16 protein-coding genes, 2 tRNA genes and 1 rRNA gene are annotated in these 19,573 nt (G+C 44.9%); 12 read left to right on the plus strand and 7 right to left on the minus strand.

Annotated elements, in window-relative coordinates; translation table 11 throughout:
* The first annotated feature begins 8 nt into the window (after positions 1-8).
* The 3 genes from KRP56_01660 to KRP56_01670 all read left to right on the plus strand — a co-directional run bounded on the left by KRP56_01660 (position 9) and on the right by KRP56_01670 (position 3,271).
* Positions 9-1,376, plus strand: coding sequence for an aldehyde dehydrogenase family protein (locus KRP56_01660; GenBank protein ID UAL07988.1), 1,368 nt, complete (start codon positions 9-11; stop codon positions 1,374-1,376).
* A gap of 140 nt (positions 1,377-1,516) precedes the next feature.
* Complete coding sequence (locus KRP56_01665; protein ID UAL07989.1) at positions 1,517-2,644, plus strand: type I restriction enzyme HsdR N-terminal domain-containing protein; 1,128 nt, start codon at positions 1,517-1,519, stop codon at positions 2,642-2,644.
* Positions 2,645-3,034: 390 nt separating this feature from the next.
* Positions 3,035-3,271: a hypothetical protein gene (locus tag KRP56_01670; GenBank protein UAL07990.1), complete on the plus strand. Its 237-nt coding sequence runs from the start codon at positions 3,035-3,037 to the stop codon at positions 3,269-3,271.
* Positions 3,272-3,759: 488 nt separating this feature from the next.
* On the opposite strand, the gene KRP56_01675 is transcribed toward KRP56_01670, so the two are convergent.
* Positions 3,760-4,584: a hypothetical protein gene (locus tag KRP56_01675; protein UAL07991.1), complete on the minus strand. Its 825-nt coding sequence runs from the start codon at positions 4,582-4,584 to the stop codon at positions 3,760-3,762.
* A gap of 452 nt (positions 4,585-5,036) precedes the next feature.
* Positions 5,037-5,124 (minus strand) — tRNA-Ser (locus KRP56_01680).
* A 255-nt stretch (positions 5,125-5,379) separates the two neighbouring features.
* Between KRP56_01680 and KRP56_01685 the strand changes: the two genes are divergently transcribed.
* The 3 genes from KRP56_01685 to KRP56_01695 all read left to right on the plus strand — a co-directional run bounded on the left by KRP56_01685 (position 5,380) and on the right by KRP56_01695 (position 7,611).
* Positions 5,380-5,571 carry a hypothetical protein gene (locus tag KRP56_01685; GenBank protein ID UAL07992.1) on the plus strand — a complete coding sequence of 64 codons (192 nt, stop codon included), beginning with the start codon at positions 5,380-5,382 and terminating at the stop codon, positions 5,569-5,571.
* Positions 5,572-5,592: 21 nt separating this feature from the next.
* Positions 5,593-7,063 (plus strand): 16S ribosomal RNA (locus KRP56_01690).
* A gap of 230 nt (positions 7,064-7,293) precedes the next feature.
* Positions 7,294-7,611 (plus strand): cupin domain-containing protein, encoded by a 318-nt coding sequence (locus KRP56_01695; GenBank protein ID UAL07993.1) that lies wholly within the window; start codon positions 7,294-7,296, stop codon positions 7,609-7,611.
* Positions 7,612-7,802: 191 nt separating this feature from the next.
* On the opposite strand, the gene KRP56_01700 is transcribed toward KRP56_01695, so the two are convergent.
* The 4 genes from KRP56_01700 to pyrG form a co-directional block, all read right to left on the minus strand.
* Positions 7,803-7,878, minus strand: a tRNA-Gln gene (locus KRP56_01700).
* Between the two features lie 21 nt (positions 7,879-7,899).
* Positions 7,900-9,138 carry a tRNA (N(6)-L-threonylcarbamoyladenosine(37)-C(2))-methylthiotransferase gene (locus KRP56_01705; protein UAL07994.1) on the minus strand — a complete coding sequence of 413 codons (1,239 nt, stop codon included), beginning with the start codon at positions 9,136-9,138 and terminating at the stop codon, positions 7,900-7,902.
* 14 nt (positions 9,139-9,152) lie between these two features.
* Positions 9,153-9,788: a translation initiation factor IF-2 subunit beta gene (locus KRP56_01710; GenBank protein ID UAL07995.1), complete on the minus strand. Its 636-nt coding sequence runs from the start codon at positions 9,786-9,788 to the stop codon at positions 9,153-9,155.
* A gap of 54 nt (positions 9,789-9,842) precedes the next feature.
* Positions 9,843-11,459, minus strand: coding sequence for a CTP synthase (glutamine hydrolyzing) (gene pyrG, locus KRP56_01715; GenBank protein ID UAL07996.1), 1,617 nt, complete (start codon positions 11,457-11,459; stop codon positions 9,843-9,845).
* 338 nt (positions 11,460-11,797) lie between these two features.
* Between pyrG and KRP56_01720 the strand changes: the two genes are divergently transcribed.
* The 6 genes from KRP56_01720 to ilvD all read left to right on the plus strand — a co-directional run bounded on the left by KRP56_01720 (position 11,798) and on the right by ilvD (position 18,463).
* Positions 11,798-12,226, plus strand: coding sequence for a 30S ribosomal protein S12 (locus KRP56_01720; GenBank protein ID UAL07997.1), 429 nt, complete (start codon positions 11,798-11,800; stop codon positions 12,224-12,226).
* Positions 12,227-12,231: 5 nt separating this feature from the next.
* Positions 12,232-12,816, plus strand: a complete 585-nt coding sequence (locus KRP56_01725) for a 30S ribosomal protein S7 (GenBank protein UAL07998.1) — start codon at positions 12,232-12,234, stop codon at positions 12,814-12,816.
* A 22-nt stretch (positions 12,817-12,838) separates the two neighbouring features.
* Positions 12,839-15,043, plus strand: a complete 2,205-nt coding sequence (locus KRP56_01730; protein UAL07999.1) for an elongation factor EF-2 — start codon at positions 12,839-12,841, stop codon at positions 15,041-15,043.
* A 69-nt stretch (positions 15,044-15,112) separates the two neighbouring features.
* Positions 15,113-16,381: a translation elongation factor EF-1 subunit alpha gene (tuf, locus tag KRP56_01735; GenBank protein UAL08000.1), complete on the plus strand. Its 1,269-nt coding sequence runs from the start codon at positions 15,113-15,115 to the stop codon at positions 16,379-16,381.
* Positions 16,382-16,393: 12 nt separating this feature from the next.
* The gene (rpsJ, locus tag KRP56_01740) at positions 16,394-16,708 is read left to right on the plus strand and encodes a 30S ribosomal protein S10 (GenBank protein UAL08001.1); all 315 of its coding nucleotides are present in this window, start codon (positions 16,394-16,396) and stop codon (positions 16,706-16,708) included.
* A 108-nt stretch (positions 16,709-16,816) separates the two neighbouring features.
* Entirely contained in the window at positions 16,817-18,463 is a 1,647-nt protein-coding gene (gene ilvD / locus KRP56_01745; protein ID UAL08423.1) for a dihydroxy-acid dehydratase, read from the plus strand.
* Positions 18,464-18,511: 48 nt separating this feature from the next.
* Here ilvD and aroC read toward each other — a convergent pair whose 3' ends face one another.
* A complete protein-coding gene (gene aroC / locus KRP56_01750) occupies positions 18,512-19,573 on the minus strand; it encodes a chorismate synthase (GenBank protein UAL08002.1) in 1,062 nt (353 codons plus the stop codon).

The following is a 19,573-nucleotide window of genomic DNA, read 5'->3' on the forward strand; positions in this document are numbered from 1 at the left end:
ACGATAGTATGGCAATAGATGTTTTTAATCCCGCAAGTAACGAGAAGATCGGAGAGGTCGAGGAGTTCACAGAAGATGAGGTCGGAAGCACGATAGAGAGGCTTCAAGACGGATTTTCCGAATGGTCAAAGAGAAGACCAGCATCTAGAGGCATGGTACTTTACAAAGCGGCAGAGATCATAAGAACGGACCAGAACAGACTCGCATCGATCCTGACATCAGAGCAGGGAAAACCATATTTTGAGGCGAGGAATGAGATCCAGGGCGTTGCTGCGGTCTTAGAATTCTATGCATCTATCGCAGGAACGGTATGTGGGCATACCACGCCGAAGTCGGATTATGGATATGCTTTCACAAATAAGTACCCCATGGGAGTATGCGGCGCGATCATCCCGTGGAATATGCCGGCACTTATAATGGCCTGGAAGATAGGGCCCGCGATCGCATCTGGCAACACGGTCATAGTAAAACCCGCGGAGACGACCCCGTTAACAAATATCGAAATTGCAAAGGCGTTATATTCCGCTGGTCTTCCTGAGGATGTCCTCGCGGTCGCTACTGGAAGCGGCAATATAACAGGTGCTGCCATCGCAAGGAACAGAAACATCCGGCACCTGTCCTTCACAGGATCCGTTGAGACCGGAGAAAGGATCTCAAAGATGGTCGATGCAGGCAAGATCAGGTTGACACTTGAGCTCGGGGGAAGTGACCCGATGATAGTATGTGACGATGCCGATATCGACAAAGCGGTGGCAGGCGCGGTCACTGGTAGATTCTACAACTGCGGTCAGATATGTACGGCGGTCAAGAGGCTTTTTGTAGCAGATAAAGTGGCGGATGCATTCATTGATAGGTTGAAGACCGCGACGGAGCAACTCAGGATAGGAGATGGGGCTGTTGAAGGCACGAATCTCGGTCCGCTGAACAATATCAAAGGACTGAACAACATAGATTGCATCGTCAAAGACAGCATATGCTCAGCAAAGGTTATAACTGGAGCTAAAAAACTCAACGGTCCGGGTAATTTCTATGCTCCAACATTGATAACGGATCTTGAACCGGATTCGAGGCTTTTGACCGAAGAGGTCTTCGGTCCCGTACTTCCTATCGTAAGGTTCGAAAACCTGGATGAAGCAATAGGGATGGCAAATTCCACAAGATTCGGCCTCGGTGCTTCGATATGGACGAACGACATAAGGAGTGCATCCAAGGCGATAGACGAGATAAGATCAGGGATACTATGGGTGAATAGGCATTCGAGGATCCCGCCCGAGGTACCATTTGGAGGCGACAAGAACAGTGGTATTGGCCGTGAGAACGGCCTCAATGCATTGGAACAGTATCTTATCGAGAAGACAGTCATCATTGCGCCATGAGTACAGATTTTTATCAAATATTATTAAGAATATTGTTATTTTGTTTAGATACATGGAAATCTTGTTTTGATCAAAAACAACCAGATCGGATAATTGTAAAATAAGAAACAATTTTAAAATTTGTTTATTGTCTACGATGGATGCCCGAATTTTTGACAGTTGGCTTTATACATTTATATAACTCTTCGTTTTTCATGTCGTGCAGTTTCGAAGATAAACTTAACACCCTCATTGCTCAGATACCTGCCAGAAAAAATGTTATCAAGACAGAAGAGGCTACTAAAACAGGTCTTATAATGCCTTTTTTAACGGCACTCGGATATGACTGCACAAATCCTTTGGAGGTTTGTCCAGAATATATTGCTGATTTTGGTGTTAAAAAAGGAGAAAAAATAGATTATGCGATATTAAAAGATAACAAACCTATAATATTTATTGAGTGTAAAAGTATTGGATTTGATTTGGATGATAAAAAATTCGGTTCTCAATTGTATCGTTATTTTTCAACATCCAACACTAAGATAGGAATACTTACCAATGGTATTGAATATCGGTTCTTCTCAGATATCAAAACAGAGAACAAAATGGACACTACACCTTTCTTGATAATTAATCTTGAAAATATCAATGAGCGTCAGATCAAAGCTCTTTCTAAATTCTCACGTGATGAATTCAATATTGAAAGTCTTTTGCCGTCAGCCGAGGACATGATGATACGTAATGAAATCATGAAAGCAATAGAATCTGAATTGAATAATCCTTCAAAAGAATTTGAAGATATATTGATCGTAAAGGTCTATGAAGGTCGTATCACTCCCAATGTAAGACAAAGATATTCGCCGATTATTAAAGATGCAATTAAAACCTACATAAGCGAAAAAGTTACTTCTAGACTTATGACTGCTATGGATCATGAAAAAGAAAGCAATCTTCCTGTTGAACCTGAATCGGTAGTAGAAGAGGACAGTATTGTAACAACAGAAGATGAAAAGGAAGGTTATATGATGGTCCGTGCAATTTGTGCGCAATTAATTGATCCTGGCCGCGTTTATATGAGGGACGCGAAAAGCTATTGTGCCATTCTTTTTGATGATAACAACAGAAAACCAATATGTAGACTTTATTTCAACTCCCCTACAATCAGATATATTTCCACATTCGAGGGAGAAATCGAAAATAAGGTCAAAATAGAAAAAACAATGGACATATACAAGATGCAAGAAAATATTGTTGCAACTGTCAAGAAATATCTTGAGAAACAACTATAATTTCAGATATTGATAAACTTTTTACAAATTACTTTTACGAATTTTGTAATAGTCACGAGATTCACAGGCTTTGTTCATTGAGAATTAACAAACATGTTAGTAGATTCAATAGAACTAAATCCGTCACGGATGAAGAACCAAGGGGATGTTTCCATCTTGATATCGTAGATTTCTATTCTTAGACGTTCTATTTCTTTTAGGGTTGAGAAGTATCTGTCGAAAAGGTCACAATATATTGCACGTGTGAATGGATCGAATCCTTCTTTTGATTCTATTTCTTGAATTAGTCCATCTCTTTCCTTTACGTATGTTTTAACTTAGTACGAGTAATATCAAGTAGGAATATCTGATTGATGATTCGAATTTATATTGATTTTCCGATAATTAGATATGAAACTAAAGCATTCAGTAGAAAATAAGGGAATGAAAATGGAATTATTCGTGTCTAGTAAAATGCATGAATTTTTGATGATCATTACATTTTTAGCACTTTTGGGATTTGCAGTAGCTAATGTGGTTTACAATATGCTCAACGGAATAAGTAGCTACATACTGATAACAATGCCACTCGTAATGTTATTTTTACTGGCATTTGTAAAGACATTCATAAAAGTAAAGGAAAACTGACGATTGTTCAATGATCGTATTGTAGGTTTTAACTTGGGTTATCTCTATCAAGTCTATACGGAAAACCTCGTTCCACTCGGTTTTTGAACAAGATATGAATGATTTTGTTGAACTTATTTATTCGACGTTGTTAAATTCTTGTATTTCATAATGGGCGAATTGTATTAGATCAGTGACATCAATGGATAAAATCAAAAAATTGGGATTAATATATTTGCTGGTTGGAGCAATAGTGCTTCTGTACTACTTATGCATGTTCGCATGGACCAAGTCTGAGAATTATATAGGCTTTTTAATTGGCAGCGGTATTGTGTATCTGATAGTTGGTATTTATTTTTGGAAGAAAGGAGTATTCACATCATCCAGAAAGGAATGAGAATTATTCTCTCAATCAGTTGAATTAAAAATTACTGATTCGCGGGGGTTCGGTGGCTTCGGGCATTAGACGAAGATTGGATGAAAACGATTTAGAATTTTCAGTTTAGAATTTATGTTATCGGTAATGATAAGCGGTTTAAGATCTCTCGAGCATCATCAAACGAATAACTCATGAACAGGTACAGGAAAGGGTCATTGATACTGACCGTTTTAATATGCACCCAATTGCCCTTGAGTTTATCCCTGGTCTCTTTCAGTCTGTTCAGGGCAGTCCTGAATGATTTGGATATCACCCACGTCTGAGAGTTCCATATGAGGTTGTTGAGTATCGTCCAGACGGCTGTACGGTACTTCTCTGGAAGTTCTGATACCTTCTTGCAGGTCTTGAGTTCAGGGATATTTTCCACATCCAGGGATTTGGAGATGTACTTGGCGATGTAATTGACAGGGTTAGCATAACCATGGAATGACAGTCTTTCCTTTGTGAAACCGTATATGTCTATGAAACCGACACCCCACACAGGACTTACGGAATTCCAATCATTGAGGTTCTTCAATGATCCCAGTACCTTCTTGGAATAGGGGTCCGAAGTATCTGGGCGGTAAGTATGGCTCTTCTCGTGCCATTTTATCTTGAGAGGTGTGTTCAGATAGAGGATTATGTGAACGGCAGGATATCCCGATGTTGTAGATTCTTTTACGCTGACCTTGGAATATCCGCCGATCAGGACCTTGTTTAGACGGGCAAATAATTTGTTAGGACCCTTACCAGCAGTTGTGATGTACTGATTGGCCTGGGCGCAGGACATGAGATGTTTATCGAATGTCAATGTCATGAAGAACAAGTGCGAGAATGTCTGACCGTTGCATGTTCTAGAGATATAGGCCTTCTTGATTATCTTGGCAAGGTCCGCTTTTTTGAAGGATTGTCTCAAGGCCCATTGGGTGTTTCCCCTTCTAGATACGGGTATCGCGTGCCTTTCTTTAGTTTCTTTATTTTCAAATAGGTTATAATAATGACACTCAATATAATCCAATAGATCGGATAATAGGTCATCAGGGTCTATCTTGCCTGATAGAACATCCTTCTGTAATTGAGACCTATGTTCAGAATCAAAGATGGTGATGTTAACACCACCCTGGAAATAAACTTGGATCCTTGGCGGCCTTAATGGTTCTAAAGGACGGCAGATAACGGGCGGAGGGGGGAATACCCTCCCGTCCGCCCTATCTGCCTGGTGGTGCTTGTTATTGGCCGTCTTGTGACGACCATAACATCCCTTCGGGAATGCACCGAAAGAAGATAGCCCTCCATCTTGTTTTTTCAGGAATTGAGGGTTGAAAATTCTGGCGTGTGAGAAATTGAATTGGTAGCCAGATGTAAAAATGGCGTGGAGAGGGGGATTCGAACCCCCGGGTCACGTAGTGACATCAGATTAGCAGTCTGACGCCTTGCCAGGCTGGGCCACCTCCACTTATGAAAGGGGGAAAGACGTAATGCTATTAAAACTTTGGATTGATATGTGGCAATCGTCCTGTTTGGGGTCCAGCTACATTCACATTTTCTTTTTAATATAGAAAGTATTAAATATAATCTGGTTATCGAGGGTATTGTGCGATGTGACCAAGGCGACTCACCCTGTGAGATTGTCTTGCTACCAAGTCGCGTGGTTCTTGGGAAAAACTCCCAGGGATGAAAAAGCTTATATACTCCCCCTGATTACAGGGGAATGCGCAAGTCGTGTGGATTTGTCGCAAAAGATGGAGAATCAAGATCTCCGCTGGAAGGCGTGCTCTCTTGTATTCTGACGTTCGATGCTACGAATGTTCCGTTAGACGGACATTCGAAGAGTGTGCCGTCCGACGGAGCAGCGGTGAAATATGGTAAACTGCCATTTCCTTTCATCCATCAAGAGGCGTAAATACTAAAATTAGGATATTTGACTCCGGTTGATCCTGCCGGCGGCCACCGCTATAGGAATTCGATTAAGACATGCGAGTCGAGAGTCGTTATGGACTCGGCGGACTGCTCAGTAACACGTGGACAACGTGCCCTTAAGTGGGGGATAATCTCGGGAAATTGAGGATAATACCCCATAGATCATAGCATCTGGAATGAGCTATGGTTCAAAGTTCCGGCGCTTAAGGATCGGTCTGCGGCCTATCAGGTAGTAGTGGGTGTAACGTACCTACTAGCCTACGACGGGTATGGGCCTTGAGAGAGGGAGCCCAGAGTTGGATTCTGAGACACGAATCCAGGCCCTACGGGGCGCAGCAGTCGCGAAAACTTCACAATGGGGGCAACCCCGATGAGGGAATTCCTAGTGCTAGCTCTTTTTGAGTTAGCTTTTCTTTAGCATAGATAACTAGAGGAATAAGGGCTGGGTAAGACGGGTGCCAGCCGCCGCGGTAATACCTGCAGCCCAAGTGGTGGTCGATTTTATTGAGTCTAAAACGTTCGTAGCCGGTCTGATAAATCCTTGGGTAAATCGGAAAGCTTAACTTTCCGAATTCCGAGGAGACTGTCAGACTTGGGACCGGGAGAGGCTAGAGGTACTTCTGGGGTAGGGGTAAAATCCTGTAATCCTAGAAGGACCACCGGTGGCGAAGGCGTCTAGCTAGAACGGATCCGACGGTGAGGGACGAAGCCCTGGGTCGCAAACGGGATTAGATACCCCGGTAGTCCAGGGTGTAAACGCTGCAGACTTGGTGTTGGAGACCCTTCGAGGGTATCCAGTGCCGGAGAGAAGTTGTTAAGTCTGCTACTTGGGGAGTACGTCCGCAAGGATGAAACTTAAAGGAATTGGCGGGGGAGCACCGCAACGGGAGGAGCGTGCGGTTTAATTGGATTCAACACCGGAAAACTCACCAGGGGAGACTGTTACATGAAACCCAGACTAATGATCTTGGTCGATTTTCAGAGAGGTGGTGCATGGCCGTCGTCAGTTCGTACCGTAAGGCGTTCTCTTAAGTGAGATAACGAACGAGACCCTCACTAATAATTGCTACTCTATTCTCCGGAATGGAGGCACATTATTGGGACCGCTGGCGCTAAGTCAGAGGAAGGAGAGGTCAACGGTAGGTCAGTATGCCCCGAATCTCCTGGGCTACACGCGCGCTACAAAGGGCGGGACAATGGGTTCCGACACCGAAAGGTGAAGGTAATCCCGAAACCCGTCCGTAGTTCGGATTGAGGGTTGTAACTCACCCTCATGAAGCTGGATTCCGTAGTAATCGCGAATCAACAACTCGCGGTGAATATGCCCCTGCTCCTTGCACACACCGCCCGTCAAACCATCCGAGTTGGGTTTCAGTGAGGCTGCCTCTAATTAGGGTTGTCGAACTGAGATTTAGCAAGGAAGGTTAAGTCGTAACAAGGTATCTGTAGGGGAACCTGCAGATGGATCACCTCCTACGCAGGGTGGGGTTAACCCCCCACCCTCAAAAAAAAACAAAGCGATATATTGGCAAGGAAATTACTAAATTGTGATTTCCCTCCGATTCCTAGGCAGCTTACCATACACTAAACGTAGCATCGAACGTCATCTCTTCCACACCAATCTTTTCTATTTTCTATTATCATTCATGTTTATTAGTGATTGTGTCATTATAATTGTATGAAATTGAATGATTTTCCAGATTTTATGAAGGTTGATACAAACAATATCGATCCTTCATTTCAGAATACTAAAGATATCGATGGATATTACTATACCGCGAATGATGGAAGTCAGATGGCATTTTGGACTTGTTACTCCGATAGAGAGTCAAAAAAACACTGCCATCAATTTGATGAGTATACCCTTGTGATCACAGGACAATATACAGTCTGTCTTGAGGATGGACAGGAGATCGTTCTGAATCCTGGAGATGAGTATTTTACACCTGCTAATACAGTACAATGGGGAAGATGTATTGCTAATACGAGAACCATTCACGCATTTGGTGGAAAAAGGGTATAAAAGAAGATTTTGTTATTCATTCTTGAAAAAATCGATATTATTGCTATAATAAAATGCAGCACAAAAAGACAATCTTTTGATTTGATATGTTAGTCAAAATATTCTTGTTTATTTTTATCTGGCCAAGGCCTCAATATATTAACAGATTTAGTACTCACGTTTTTATTTCATTGTAGGGATGAGTAGGAAAGTGGTAGCCCTGTCCGGGTTCGAACCGGAGTCGCCGGCTCCAAAGGCCAGCATGATTGACCACTACACTACAGGGCTATTGTTTCTACTTTACGCAATTCATTTATTTAAGGCTCTTCCAACCAAATACGTAGATGCGCATCCTGTAACCTCGACATCAATGAAAATTCCTAGCGGAATATCGCCTTTTACGGCAATCGGCCTGTAATTTTCTGTACGAGCGATCACAGTTCCTTCCTTCCCTTCTTCGGTCACAAGTACCCTATATGTTCTGCCGATCAATTTGGAATTGACCTGGTATTCAGTGATGTTCTTCACATCGGTCATCTCAGCAGAGCGTTCGGCACTGATCCTCCCATTGATCTGTGCCATTGAGATCGCGGGGGTTCCAGGCCTCGGAGAGAATCTTGTTATATTGACAGTGTCTGCTTTGAGTTCCTTTATAAGATCTATGCTTTTTCTGTGATCTTCTTCTGTTTCTTCGGGGAACCCTGTGATCATGTCTGTAGATATGCTTACTTCAGGATACCTTGTACGCAGTTTACTTACTATGTTCAGGAATTCTTCTACAGTGTAATGTCTTTTCATTTTGGAGAGGACATCGTTACTGCCGCTTTGTACCGGGATGTGAAAGAACTTATACACACGCGGATCTTCGATAGCATCCAACATATCATCTATTATTGGTTTGAGACTATTGGGATTCATCATCCCTATCCTGATGCGGTAATCACCCTTTGTTTCTAGCATCTTGGAAATGAGATGAGCAAGATCTGTTCCGGTGTCTCTGCCGTAGCATGCTGTGTCTTGTGCGGTGACAAGTATCTCTTTAGCGCCGTCCAATACAAGTCTTTGGAATTCACGGACGATGTTCTCTTCCGGGTAGCTTAAAAGATTACCTCTGGCGAATTTTGTTATGCAGTATGTGCAGTTGCCCAAACACCCTTGTGCTATCGGTATGATCCCGAAGCAGCTGTTTTCCATGTCGGGGATGGAATCGCCACAACCGTATCTGTCCAATACAAGTTTTGAAAAATCCTCGTATTCGTTAGGAGGAAGTATTATGGAATCAGGCAGTCGGATTAGTATGCGGCCAGGTTGAACCTTTGCCATGCAGCCCGTCACAATGACCTGCTTTCCTGCCTTGCGGAGTTCTGACATCCGCTTGATCATCTTTTTTTCCGTAGTGTCGACAACGGTGCATGTGTTGAGGATCACTATGTCTGCTTCTTGCGCAGTATCCACTCTCTTATGACCTAATTCGGTCATGCGGTCAGAGAGTTGCCTGCCCTCACCAAAGTTCATTGTGCAACCGTATGATTCCACAAAATATCTCATGTTACACTGTCTTCTCAGCGGGTTGCGGCTTCTGTCGTGACCGTTCCGAATGCTGTTTTGGCGGAGATGTTTGTAATTTTGGTATGTACCGCATTTCCTTTCGATGTTCCTGGTACAATGACAAGGTAATCCATGAACTTACCTACGCCATCTCCTTTCTTTCCAACATCCGTTATGAGCAATTCGATAATATCTCCCACTTTCAGGGTGTTAGGGCTTTCTACTCTAGCTGTCTTTTTGACATTAATCGATCTGCGTGCACCACATGCTTCGCATTCGAGAATGAGTGTCCTGTCCTCTTTGACAACCTTTGTGTCGGGAAGTCCGCATTCCGAGCAGATGACATATGTCTCGGTGTATGATTGGATCTTATCGTTAATGTTTTGAGGGTTGATCTTGGCTTTGAATATGACCCTGCGACCTTCCAGATTTCCAGGGGTTCCAAGTTCTTTGAGGAGGAATTGAAGCACATGCTGTGGGTCCCTTCTCAGTTTGTCGGTGACATCGATGAAGTTCCTGAATATCGTTATCTTTCCTTCTTGGATTATATCAAGTTCGGGAAGTACGAACCTTTCGTGGTTCACGATAGTTTCTGGTAGTACGCTTTTTGCTCTGTCGAGCAGTGTAAAGTAATTGTCATCTGATGTCATAGTACCGCTTATTGGGGCTTACTTTATAAAGGTATTGCGCATGTGCGGGTGTTTTTAGTGCTTGTTCTCCATGTATTGTATGGCTGCATTCACTAGTCCCTGGTGCAATGGTGAAGGACTTAGAGGCCTGGATTTGAATTCCGGATGGAATTGTGAAGCAACAAAGTAGGGATGTCCCTCCAGTTCTCCTATCTCCATTCTGGAGCCGTCATCCGATCTTCCTGTGAATTTCCATCCTGCTGCTTCCAAACGCTCTATGTATGCAGGGTTGACCTCATATCTGTGTCTGTGTCTTTCCGATATATCGGTGCTTTTGTAGAGGTCGAATGCTTTTGAGGATTTTAAGACCTTCACAGATTGTGCACCAAGACGCATTGTGGCCCCCATTGTTTTGACGGCCTCTTGTTCATGCATGATGAAAATAACAGGATTGGTGGTTTCCGGATCGAACTCCGTACTGTTCGCATCCTTAAGGTTCAACATATGTCTGCTTATCTCTATTGTAGCGATCTGGAATCCCAGACATATTCCAAGGAAGGGGATGTTGTTTTCGCGTGCATATTTTGTGGCAAGGATCTTTCCCTCTACACCCCTGATACCAAACCCACCTGGAACGATGATGCCGTGCACATCCATCAGGAGTGATTTAGGATCTTTGTTTATGAGATCGTCGCTGTCGATGAATTTGATTTTGATCTTGCAACTTTGCTTCGCACCTGCATGTGTGAAAGCTTCGAGATGACTGAGGTAAGAGTCTGCCAGAGCAGTATATTTTCCTACCAATGCTATGCAGATCTCCTTCTTGGGTTCCAGTACGTTATTGAGGAATTTTTCCCAATCTTTCATGTTCCTCTTAGTGGTCAAAGGGACGAGTTTCATTTTGTCAATTATGTAATCGGCGACACCTTGTTTTTCAAGTGTCAGTGGAACTTCATATATCGAGCGGGCATCTGGTGCAGATATTACCGCCTTTTCATCGACATCGCAGAACATTGCGATCTTTGCCTTTGCAGCATCGCTGATGGGTTCTGAACAGCGGCCAACAATGATATCTGGTCTTATTCCGATGCTCATCAGTTCTTTCACCGAGTGCTGTGTCGGTTTGGTCTTCTCTTCCCCGACGGAACCCATGATCGGTATGAGCGTAGTGTGGACGAACATCACATTCTCTTCTCTTCCGAAATCCCTACCGAGTTGTCTGGCAGCTTCGAGGAAAGGCATGGACTCCATATCTCCTACAGTCCCTCCGAGTTCGATGATGATCACATCTGCGCCAGATTCCCTTGCTACCGTCGTTATGCGTCTCTTTATTTCGTTCGTTATATGAGGAATGATCTGAACGGTCTTTCCGAGATAATCCCCGCGCCTTTCATTCTCAATTACCGTTCTGTATATTTTGCCAGTAGTTATGTTATGGTTACTGTTGAGCTCCAGGTCCATAAATCTTTCATAATTTCCCAGGTCCAGATCGACCTCTCCCCCATCGTTGAGAACATATACTTCTCCGTGTTCAAAGGGGTTCATAGTTCCCGCATCGATGTTGAGATACGGGTCGATCTTTATTGCGGACACGTTGAGCCCGCGTGCCTTAAGAAGGCGTCCAATAGAGGATGCAGTGATCCCTTTACCTAGTCCCGATATAACTCCACCGCTGACAAAAATTAGTTTCATACAAATCAACGGGAATAATCCTATTGGTTGAATGTTAATAAACCTGTTGATTCAACGAAAAAGATGTACTATTGTTGTATTTGATGACTGTCCATCACATAATATACCTGGGTGCATTCTTCGTCGCAGAAAAGGCTATGGGAAGGATTTAATAATCCTAGCTCTTCTGTGTCACCGTTAATGCCTGTTGGTTACCAGTCACATTCTGACGTGTCCGGTAAAAGGTGTTAAATATGAAGTTAGGATAGACCACATTAGCGTGAAGCTATTGCTATAAGCATGTGCTTTAAATACGATAATTAGTATCGTGTCGAAATACTTCAAACGAAGGTGAAAATTTGGGTAGAGGTCTAAATACCGCAAGAAAAATGAAGTCTGACCGCCAGAAATTCCGCTGGCTGGACAGGGGTTACAAGAAAAGAGTACTGAGACTTAGGGAGAAATCCGATCCATTAGAGGGATCGGCACAGGCACGTGGAATAGTGTTGGAGAAAGTCGGAATCGAGGCTAAACAGCCCAACTCTGCAATCCGTAAGTGCGTAAAGGTACAGTTGATCAAGAACGGACGTCAGATCACAGCATTCGCTGTCGGTGACGGTGCCATCAATTTCATAGATGAGCACGATGAGGTTCTCGTCGAAGGTATCGGCGGAAGGATGGGACGTTCATATGGTGACATTCCCGGAGTCCGTTACAAAGTTATCAAGGTAAACAATGTCTCTCTGAACGAAATGGTCAGGGGAAGGACAGATAAGCCAATAAGGTGAATTAAATGTCAGATGAGATCGTTACGCAGAAAGCGCTCATATTCGGAAAATATGATACGTCCGAGGTTATCGTCAATGATGGCGGATTGGCAAAATACATAGACCTCACACCCACGAATGTGCCTCACTCGGGCGGTAAGCATGCAAACAGGTGGTTCGGAAAGTCCAAGCTCAGCATCGTTGAGAGGCTGATCAACAATATAATGAGGACCGAGAAGTACACCGGAAAGAAGATGAAGGCCTATAAGACAGTCAGTCAGGCCTTTGATATCATTGCAGCTAAGACCAAGAAGAACCCAGTACAGGTACTTGTCGAAGCTCTTGAGAACGCAGCACCACGTGAAGAGGTCACAAGACTTCAGTTCGGTGGAATCTCCGTTCCCAAAGCAGTAGATATCTCTCCTCAGAGAAGGTTAGATATCGCCCTCCGCAACCTCTCCACGGGAGTAGTTGCCGCATCTTCGAAGAATAAGAAGGCTATTTACGATTGTCTCGCAGACGAGATCCTTCTTGCCGCCAAAGGGGATATGACATCATATTCGGTTGCTAAGAAAGAAGAGATCGAGCGTGTTGCGCAGTCGGCCAGATGAAACTAACAATGGGTGAGTGATTATGGGCCGTAAAGAAGACAACATGAAAAAAGCGCAGGAAATCATGAAAACTCCTGAGTACATCAGGAATCTTGGTACCGCAGCGCATATCGATCACGGGAAGACAACATTCTCTGATAACCTGATCGCAGGTGCAGGAATGATGTCCTCTGAGCTCGCAGGAGAGCAGCGTGTTCTAGACTACGATGAGCAGGAAGCAGCGAGAGGTATAACCATCAATGCCGCATGTGCATCAATGGTCCATCACATCGACAATAAAGATTATCTTATCAATCTTATTGATACGCCAGGTCACGTTGACTTCGGCGGAGATGTTACAAGAGCAATGAGGGCTCTGGACGGAGTATATATTCTCTGTTGTGCGGTCGAAGGCATCATGCCTCAGACCGAGACCGTCATCAGGCAGGCGCTCAAAGAGCGTGTAAGGCCTATGCTGTTCATCAACAAGGTTGACAGGATGATAGTCGAGCAACAGGTGACCAAAGAGATGATGATCGAGAAGTTCTCGAAGCTTGTACATGAATTCAATGTGAAGATCATGAACATACTTCCTGCACCACTCAACAAACAGTGGCAGGTCAGCATCCAGGGCGGAACCGTTGCATTCGGATCCGCTTACAACAATTGGGCCATATCTGCACCATACATGCAGAAACACGGGATATCGTTCAGCGATATATTCGAGTACTGCTCCAGAGAGGGCGGCCAGAAAGAGCTCGCCAAGAAGATCCCGTTGCACGAGGTCGTTCTTGAGATGGCAATCCGTCATGTTCCGAACCCTGTCGATGCGCAGAAACTCCGTATACCAGTCATATGGAAGGGGGATCTCGACTCGAAGATAGGAAAACAGATGCTTTCATGTGACCCTAAGGGAGATGTCGCAATGATGATCACAAAGATCATCATGGACCCTCACGCAGGAGAGGTTGCCATTGGAAGACTGTTCTCTGGTGCAATCAAGAAGGGACAGACACTTTACATAGCTGGATTCCCAACACCACAGAGGGTACAGACCGTCGCGATGATGGTTGGAGCAGATAGAATAACGATCGAAGAGGCCGAAGCAGGAAACATTGTTGCGGTCACAGGATTGAAGGATGCAATCTCAGGATCAACTGTATCGTCGCTTCAAGACATGGAGCCATTCGAGAGAATGACCCACTATTCTGAGCCTGTAGTCACAAAAGCTATTGAGGCCAAGAATATGAAGGACCTTCCCAAATTGGTAGAGGTTCTCAGGACAATTGCAAAAGCAGACCCTTCGTTGAACATTGAGATCAACAATGAGACTGGTGAGCACTTGCTTTCAGGAATGGGAGAGCTTCACCTTGAGATCACTGAATATCGTATCATCAACGAACAAAAGGTGGATATAATCTCATCACCTCCGATCGTGGTGTATCAAGAGTCCATAAAGGGAAAGAACCCATCTGAGTTTGAAGGTAAATCACCTAACAAACACAACAAGTTCTATTTCCTTGTTGAGCCTCTTGAGAGCTCAATAAGAGCAGCCATTAGCAAAGGGGAGATCGATCCAGATGCAAAAATCAAGGATCCAAAAGCACTCGCAAAGCATCTTTTCGAGTTGGGTCTTCCTGTTGATGAGGGAAAAGTCGTTGCATTCAAGAACACCAATGTCCTTATCGACTGCACAAAGGGTATCCAGTATCTTCACGAGACAATGGAACTCATAAAGCAGTCCTTTGAAGAGGCAATGATGAAAGGACCTCTTGCAGGTGAAAAAGTAGCAGGGGTCAAGGTCAAACTCATGGATGCTAAGCTTCACGAGGATACGATCCACAGGGGTCCCGCACAGGTGATTCCCGCAGTGAGGGACGGTATATATGGAGCCATGTGCCTGGCAGGAAGAGTAATTCTTGAGCCTATGCAGCATGTTTTCATCAGTGTACCTCCTGATTTTATGGGATCGGCGGTCAATATGATCAACCAGCGCCGCGGAACCATCCTTGAGATGGGCCAGGACGGAGCGGACTCTACGGTTTCCGCCGAGTGTCCTGTAGCGGACATGTTCGGATTTGCATCTGATATACGTGGATCAACACAGGGTCGTGCACTCTGGTCCACTGAGAACGCTGGATTCAAGCAGGTCCCGCCTGAGTTGCAGAAGAAAATCGTTGCGGACATTAGGACCCGTAAGGGATTGAACCCTGAACCGTACGATGCAGGCTACTACTCAGGTCTGTAAACTTTTTATACAAACACTTTAATCGGCTAACAAGCACCTATATAAACAAAATCATAGGAGGAAAGAAATATGGCAGAGAAAGAGCACATGAATCTGGTCATCATCGGACACGTCGATCACGGAAAATCCACCCTTACTGGAAGGATTTTGCTCGAGACCGGTGCAATTGACCCACACGTAGTTGAAAAATACAAGAAAGAGGCAGAAGAGAAAGGAAAAGGATCCTTCTACTTTGCATGGGTCATGGACGGACTCAAAGAAGAAAGGGAGAGAGGAGTTACTATCGATGTTGCACACAAAAAGTTCTACACCGACAAATACTACTTCACCGTCATCGACGCACCTGGACACCGTGATTTCGTCAAGAACATGATCACTGGAACATCCCAGGCAGATGCAGCAGTCATTACCTGCTCCGCAATCGAGGGACCCCAGGCTCAGACAAAAGAGCACGTCTTCCTTGCAACTACACTCGGTGTAAAGCAGATCATCGTCGCCATCAACAAGATGGATGCAGTCAAATACGACGAGACCAAATACAAAGAGGCAAAAGAAGCGATGGTAAAACTCATGAAGATGGTCGGAGTCAAGACCGATGAGGTTCCATTCGTCCCTGTTTCCGCATTCGAGGGAGACAACATCAAAGTACTGTCCCCCAAGATGCCTTGGTACAAGGGCCCAACCCTTCTAGCCGCATTCGACAGCCTCAAGGTTCCCGAGAAGCACACAGAGAAGCCCCTCAGGCTTCCTATCCAGGATGTTTACACAATCACTGGTATCGGAACAGTCCCTGTCGGACGTATCGAGACCGGTGTCTTGAAGCCCAACATGAAGATCATGTTCGAGCCTTCCCACGTAACCGGAGAGGTAAAATCCATTGAGATGCACCACGAGCAGATGCCCAGTGCAGGCCCTGGAGACAACGTCGGATTCAACGTCCGTGGAGTTGCCAAGAACGATGTTAAGAGAGGAGATGTCGCTGGACCAGTTGATAACCCTCCCTCCGTTGCGAAGTCATTCACAGCGCAGATCGTTGTATTGAACCACCCCTCCGTCATCACGATCGGATACACCCCGGTGTTCCACTGTCACACATCCCAGACCGCATGCAGGTTCGTTGAGCTTATCAAGACAATCGACCCTAAGACTGGTCTAGCAAAGGCAGAGCACCCTGACTTCCTCAAGACAGGAGACATCGCACTCGTTAAGGTCGAGCCCACAAAGCCCCTCGTTATCGAGACAGCTAAAGAGTACCCTCCGCTCGGAAGGTTTGCAATCCGCGATATGGGACAAACTGTAGCTGCAGGTATGTGCATCTCCGTCGAGAAAGCCAACTGAAGGTAATCTCATATGTCACAGCGTGCAAGAATATCTCTCAGCGGAACCGACCCAGAAAAGGTCGACAGTGTCTGCGCACAGATCAAGGGAATATCCCAGAGAACCGGCGTGGACATCCGCGGACCTGTACCGCTTCCTACAAAGAAGCTGAAGGTTCCATGCAGGAAAAGTCCTGATGGAGAGGGAAGTGAAACATGGGATCGCTGGGAGATGCGTATCCACAAGAGACTCATCGATCTCGATGCTGATGAGCGTGCCCTTAGGCAGCTCATGAGGATCGAGGTTCCCGATGGTGTCAATATCGAGATCGTACTCCGCAGTACCTGAAATCTTTTTCATCCAGGGGGCTCCGGCCCCTTGAACTTAATTTTTAAATTTATTTTGAGATAATTATATACTGTTTACTACGTTCACATGGTCATTGGAATGATGATCATGAAAAGTGATGCCGTCAAAAAAGGAATGAATGCCGCTCCAGCCAGGAGTCTTCTCAGGGCTGACGGACTGACAGATGAGGATTTCGATAAACCCTTTATTGGTATTGCGAACTCCTGGAACGATATTGTTCCTGGCCACATACATCTTAATGAGATCGTTCAGGCAGTAAAGGAAGGTATAATCGAGGCCGGAGGAAAGCCATTCACATTTGGAGTTCCTGCGATCTGCGATGGTATCGCTATGGGCCACCAGGGAATGCGGTATTCTCTTATTTCGAGAGAGGTAATCTCCGATTGTTGTGAAGTGATGGTAATAGGTCATGCTTTTGATGGTTGGGTAGGTGTAACCAATTGTGATAAGGTAACTCCAGGTATGCTGATGGCCGCTGGAAGAATGAATCTTCCTGCACTCATGGTCACTGGTGGTGCGATGGAAGCAGGAAAAAAAGATGGAGAAACACTCGATCTACAGTCTGTTTTCGAGGCATTAGGTTCTTATTCAGCGGGAAAGGTCGACGAAGAGTACGTTAGGTCCATTGAATGTGCCGCGTGTCCCGGGAGAGGCAGTTGTTCTGGATTGTTTACTGCCAACACAATGGCATGTCTCACCGAAACACTTGGAATGAGTCTCACAGGATGTGGAACTTCTTTAGCGATTGATAATAAAAAGTTAGAGATAGCAAGAGAAACTGGAAAGCGGATCGTTGAAATGGTCCTTAAAGACATAAAACCCCGTGATATCGTCAACACAGATTCATTCCGTAATGCCATCTGCGTCGATATGGCGATCGGAGGTTCGACAAATACTGTTCTCCATATTCCTGCCATCTCAAAGGATTTCGGATGTCCCGTCACACTTGATACATTTGATGAGATCTCAAGGGTCGTCCCTCATATTACTAGTCTGAGACCTGCAGGACCATTTACCATTCGTGATCTGGACAACGCAGGAGGAATTCCTGCAGTATTGAACAGATTGCAGAAATATCTGAAGGACAGGCCTACGGCGAGCGGGAAGAACATATTGAGCATTGCTAAAGAGTCTAAGGTCTTAGACGATAATGTTCTCAGGCCACTCGACAATCCGTACCATAAGCAGGGAGGGATCGCCATTCTCAAAGGAAACATTGCACCGTTGGGATCTGTGGTCAAGCAAGCCGCTGTAGATCCCAAGATGATGAGATTTACAGGTAAAGCCAAGGTCTTTGATTCTGAAGATAATGCAAAAGACGCAATCATTTCTGGAAAGATCGTTTCCGGAGACGTGGTCGTCATAAGATACGAAGGGCCGAAGGGAGCACCCGGGATGCCTGAGATGTTATCACCTACCAGTTTGATCGTTGGAAGAGGATTGGGAGATTCGGTGGCATTGATAACCGATGGAAGATTCTCAGGAGCATCCAGAGGCGGAGCCATTGGTCATGTCTCGCCTGAGGCATATGAGAAGGGACCGATATCGATCGTTGAGAATGGAGACATCATCGATATCGACATTCCTGCAAGATCCCTCAATGTTAGACTTTCAGATCAGGAGATCAAAACACGGCTCACGAAGGTCAAGATCGTCGATCGTCCAGTGACCGGTGTTCAGAAGAAATACAGGGCACTTGTCACGAACGGGGCCAATGGTGCGTATCTCGAGTAAAACTTAAAGGGGATTTTTTCCCCATTTAATTATTTTTTAGACAACTTTTCAATCGGTCTCGCAGATTATCTGATCGGCTATGATAATGGCCGTCATCATTTCCACGACAATTACGGCTCTGGGCACTATGCAGGGGTCATGTCTTCCGGTAACTGTGACTTTGTCATTGTGCATCTCATCAAGATTCACTGTATCCTGTTCTCTTGCTATTGACGGTGTGGGTTTGAATACCGTGCGGAAGATAAGCGGCGCTCCGTCACTCATTCCTCCCAGAATTCCACCCATGTTATTTGTTCTGACCTTTACTCCATTATCAAAGTAGAACGGATCGTTACTTTGTGATCCCCTCATCTCAGATAGTTCGAAGCCTTTTCCGAATTCAATACCTTTGCATGCGGGAATACCGAACATAGCTTTTGCGATAAGAGCGTCCAGCGCATCGAACCAAATATCTCCGAATCCGATCGGAAGGCCCTCTGTTATGCATTCTACTGTACCCCCTACGCTATCTTTTTCTTGACCTGCGGCGGTGATCTCCTCGAACATTTCCCTATCGAGGGTTTCTGTACATGCTCTTGTTGGGAATTTACGAGAGTCTATTGACGATTTAAGGTCCCTGGTCTCCGTATCTTTCACTCTCCCTATCGAAGAGGTATGAGCTGAGGTGAATATACCATAACTTTCATTGAATTGTTGACATATGCTACCTGCTGCCACGATCGCAACGGTAAGTCTCCCTGAGAATTGTCCTCCTCCGCGTATGTCATGTTTTGGATATTTTATCAATGCAGGAAGGTCAGCATGACCGGGCCTAGGCGTTACACCGAATTTGAGATATTTTGAACCGTCGGTATTCTTGTTCCTTATTATTATGAGGATAGGGTTGCCATCCGTTACGTTGTTCACTATTCCTTGGGCGATATCGATCTCATCGTCTTCGGCTCTGGGAGTTCCTATTCCATGCGTTGGTTTTCTTAGTTCTATTGCTTGAACGATCCTACTGCGATCGATCTTGAACCCCGCAGGCAACCCTTCAAGTATACAACCTACACATTCTGCATGGCTTTTTCCGAAAAGGTCAAATTTAACCCTTCTTCCAGTTTGGTACAT

This window comes from Candidatus Methanogranum gryphiswaldense, from assembly GCA_019262145.1.
GTDB lineage: Archaea > Thermoplasmatota > Thermoplasmata > Methanomassiliicoccales > Methanomethylophilaceae > Methanogranum > Methanogranum gryphiswaldense.

Coding starts and splice junctions, on each gene's coding strand:
- KRP56_01730 (UAL07999.1), top strand. CDS start 12,839: ATGGGCCGTAAAGAAGACAACATGAAAAAAGCGCAGGAAATCATGAAA.
- KRP56_01725 (UAL07998.1), top strand. CDS start 12,232: ATGTCAGATGAGATCGTTACGCAGAAAGCGCTCATATTCGGAAAATAT.
- KRP56_01685 (UAL07992.1), top strand. CDS start 5,380: ATGCGCAAGTCGTGTGGATTTGTCGCAAAAGATGGAGAATCAAGATCT.
- aroC (UAL08002.1), bottom strand. CDS start 19,573: ATGTACCAAACTGGAAGAAGGGTTAAATTTGACCTTTTCGGAAAAAGC.
- pyrG (UAL07996.1), bottom strand. CDS start 11,459: ATGAAACTAATTTTTGTCAGCGGTGGAGTTATATCGGGACTAGGTAAA.
- KRP56_01670 (UAL07990.1), top strand. CDS start 3,035: ATGAAACTAAAGCATTCAGTAGAAAATAAGGGAATGAAAATGGAATTA.
- KRP56_01710 (UAL07995.1), bottom strand. CDS start 9,788: ATGACATCAGATGACAATTACTTTACACTGCTCGACAGAGCAAAAAGC.
- tuf (UAL08000.1), top strand. CDS start 15,113: ATGGCAGAGAAAGAGCACATGAATCTGGTCATCATCGGACACGTCGAT.
- KRP56_01705 (UAL07994.1), bottom strand. CDS start 9,138: ATGAGATATTTTGTGGAATCATACGGTTGCACAATGAACTTTGGTGAG.
- KRP56_01695 (UAL07993.1), top strand. CDS start 7,294: ATGAAGGTTGATACAAACAATATCGATCCTTCATTTCAGAATACTAAA.
- ilvD (UAL08423.1), top strand. CDS start 16,817: ATGAAAAGTGATGCCGTCAAAAAAGGAATGAATGCCGCTCCAGCCAGG.
- KRP56_01660 (UAL07988.1), top strand. CDS start 9: ATGGCAATAGATGTTTTTAATCCCGCAAGTAACGAGAAGATCGGAGAG.
- rpsJ (UAL08001.1), top strand. CDS start 16,394: ATGTCACAGCGTGCAAGAATATCTCTCAGCGGAACCGACCCAGAAAAG.
- KRP56_01665 (UAL07989.1), top strand. CDS start 1,517: ATGCCCGAATTTTTGACAGTTGGCTTTATACATTTATATAACTCTTCG.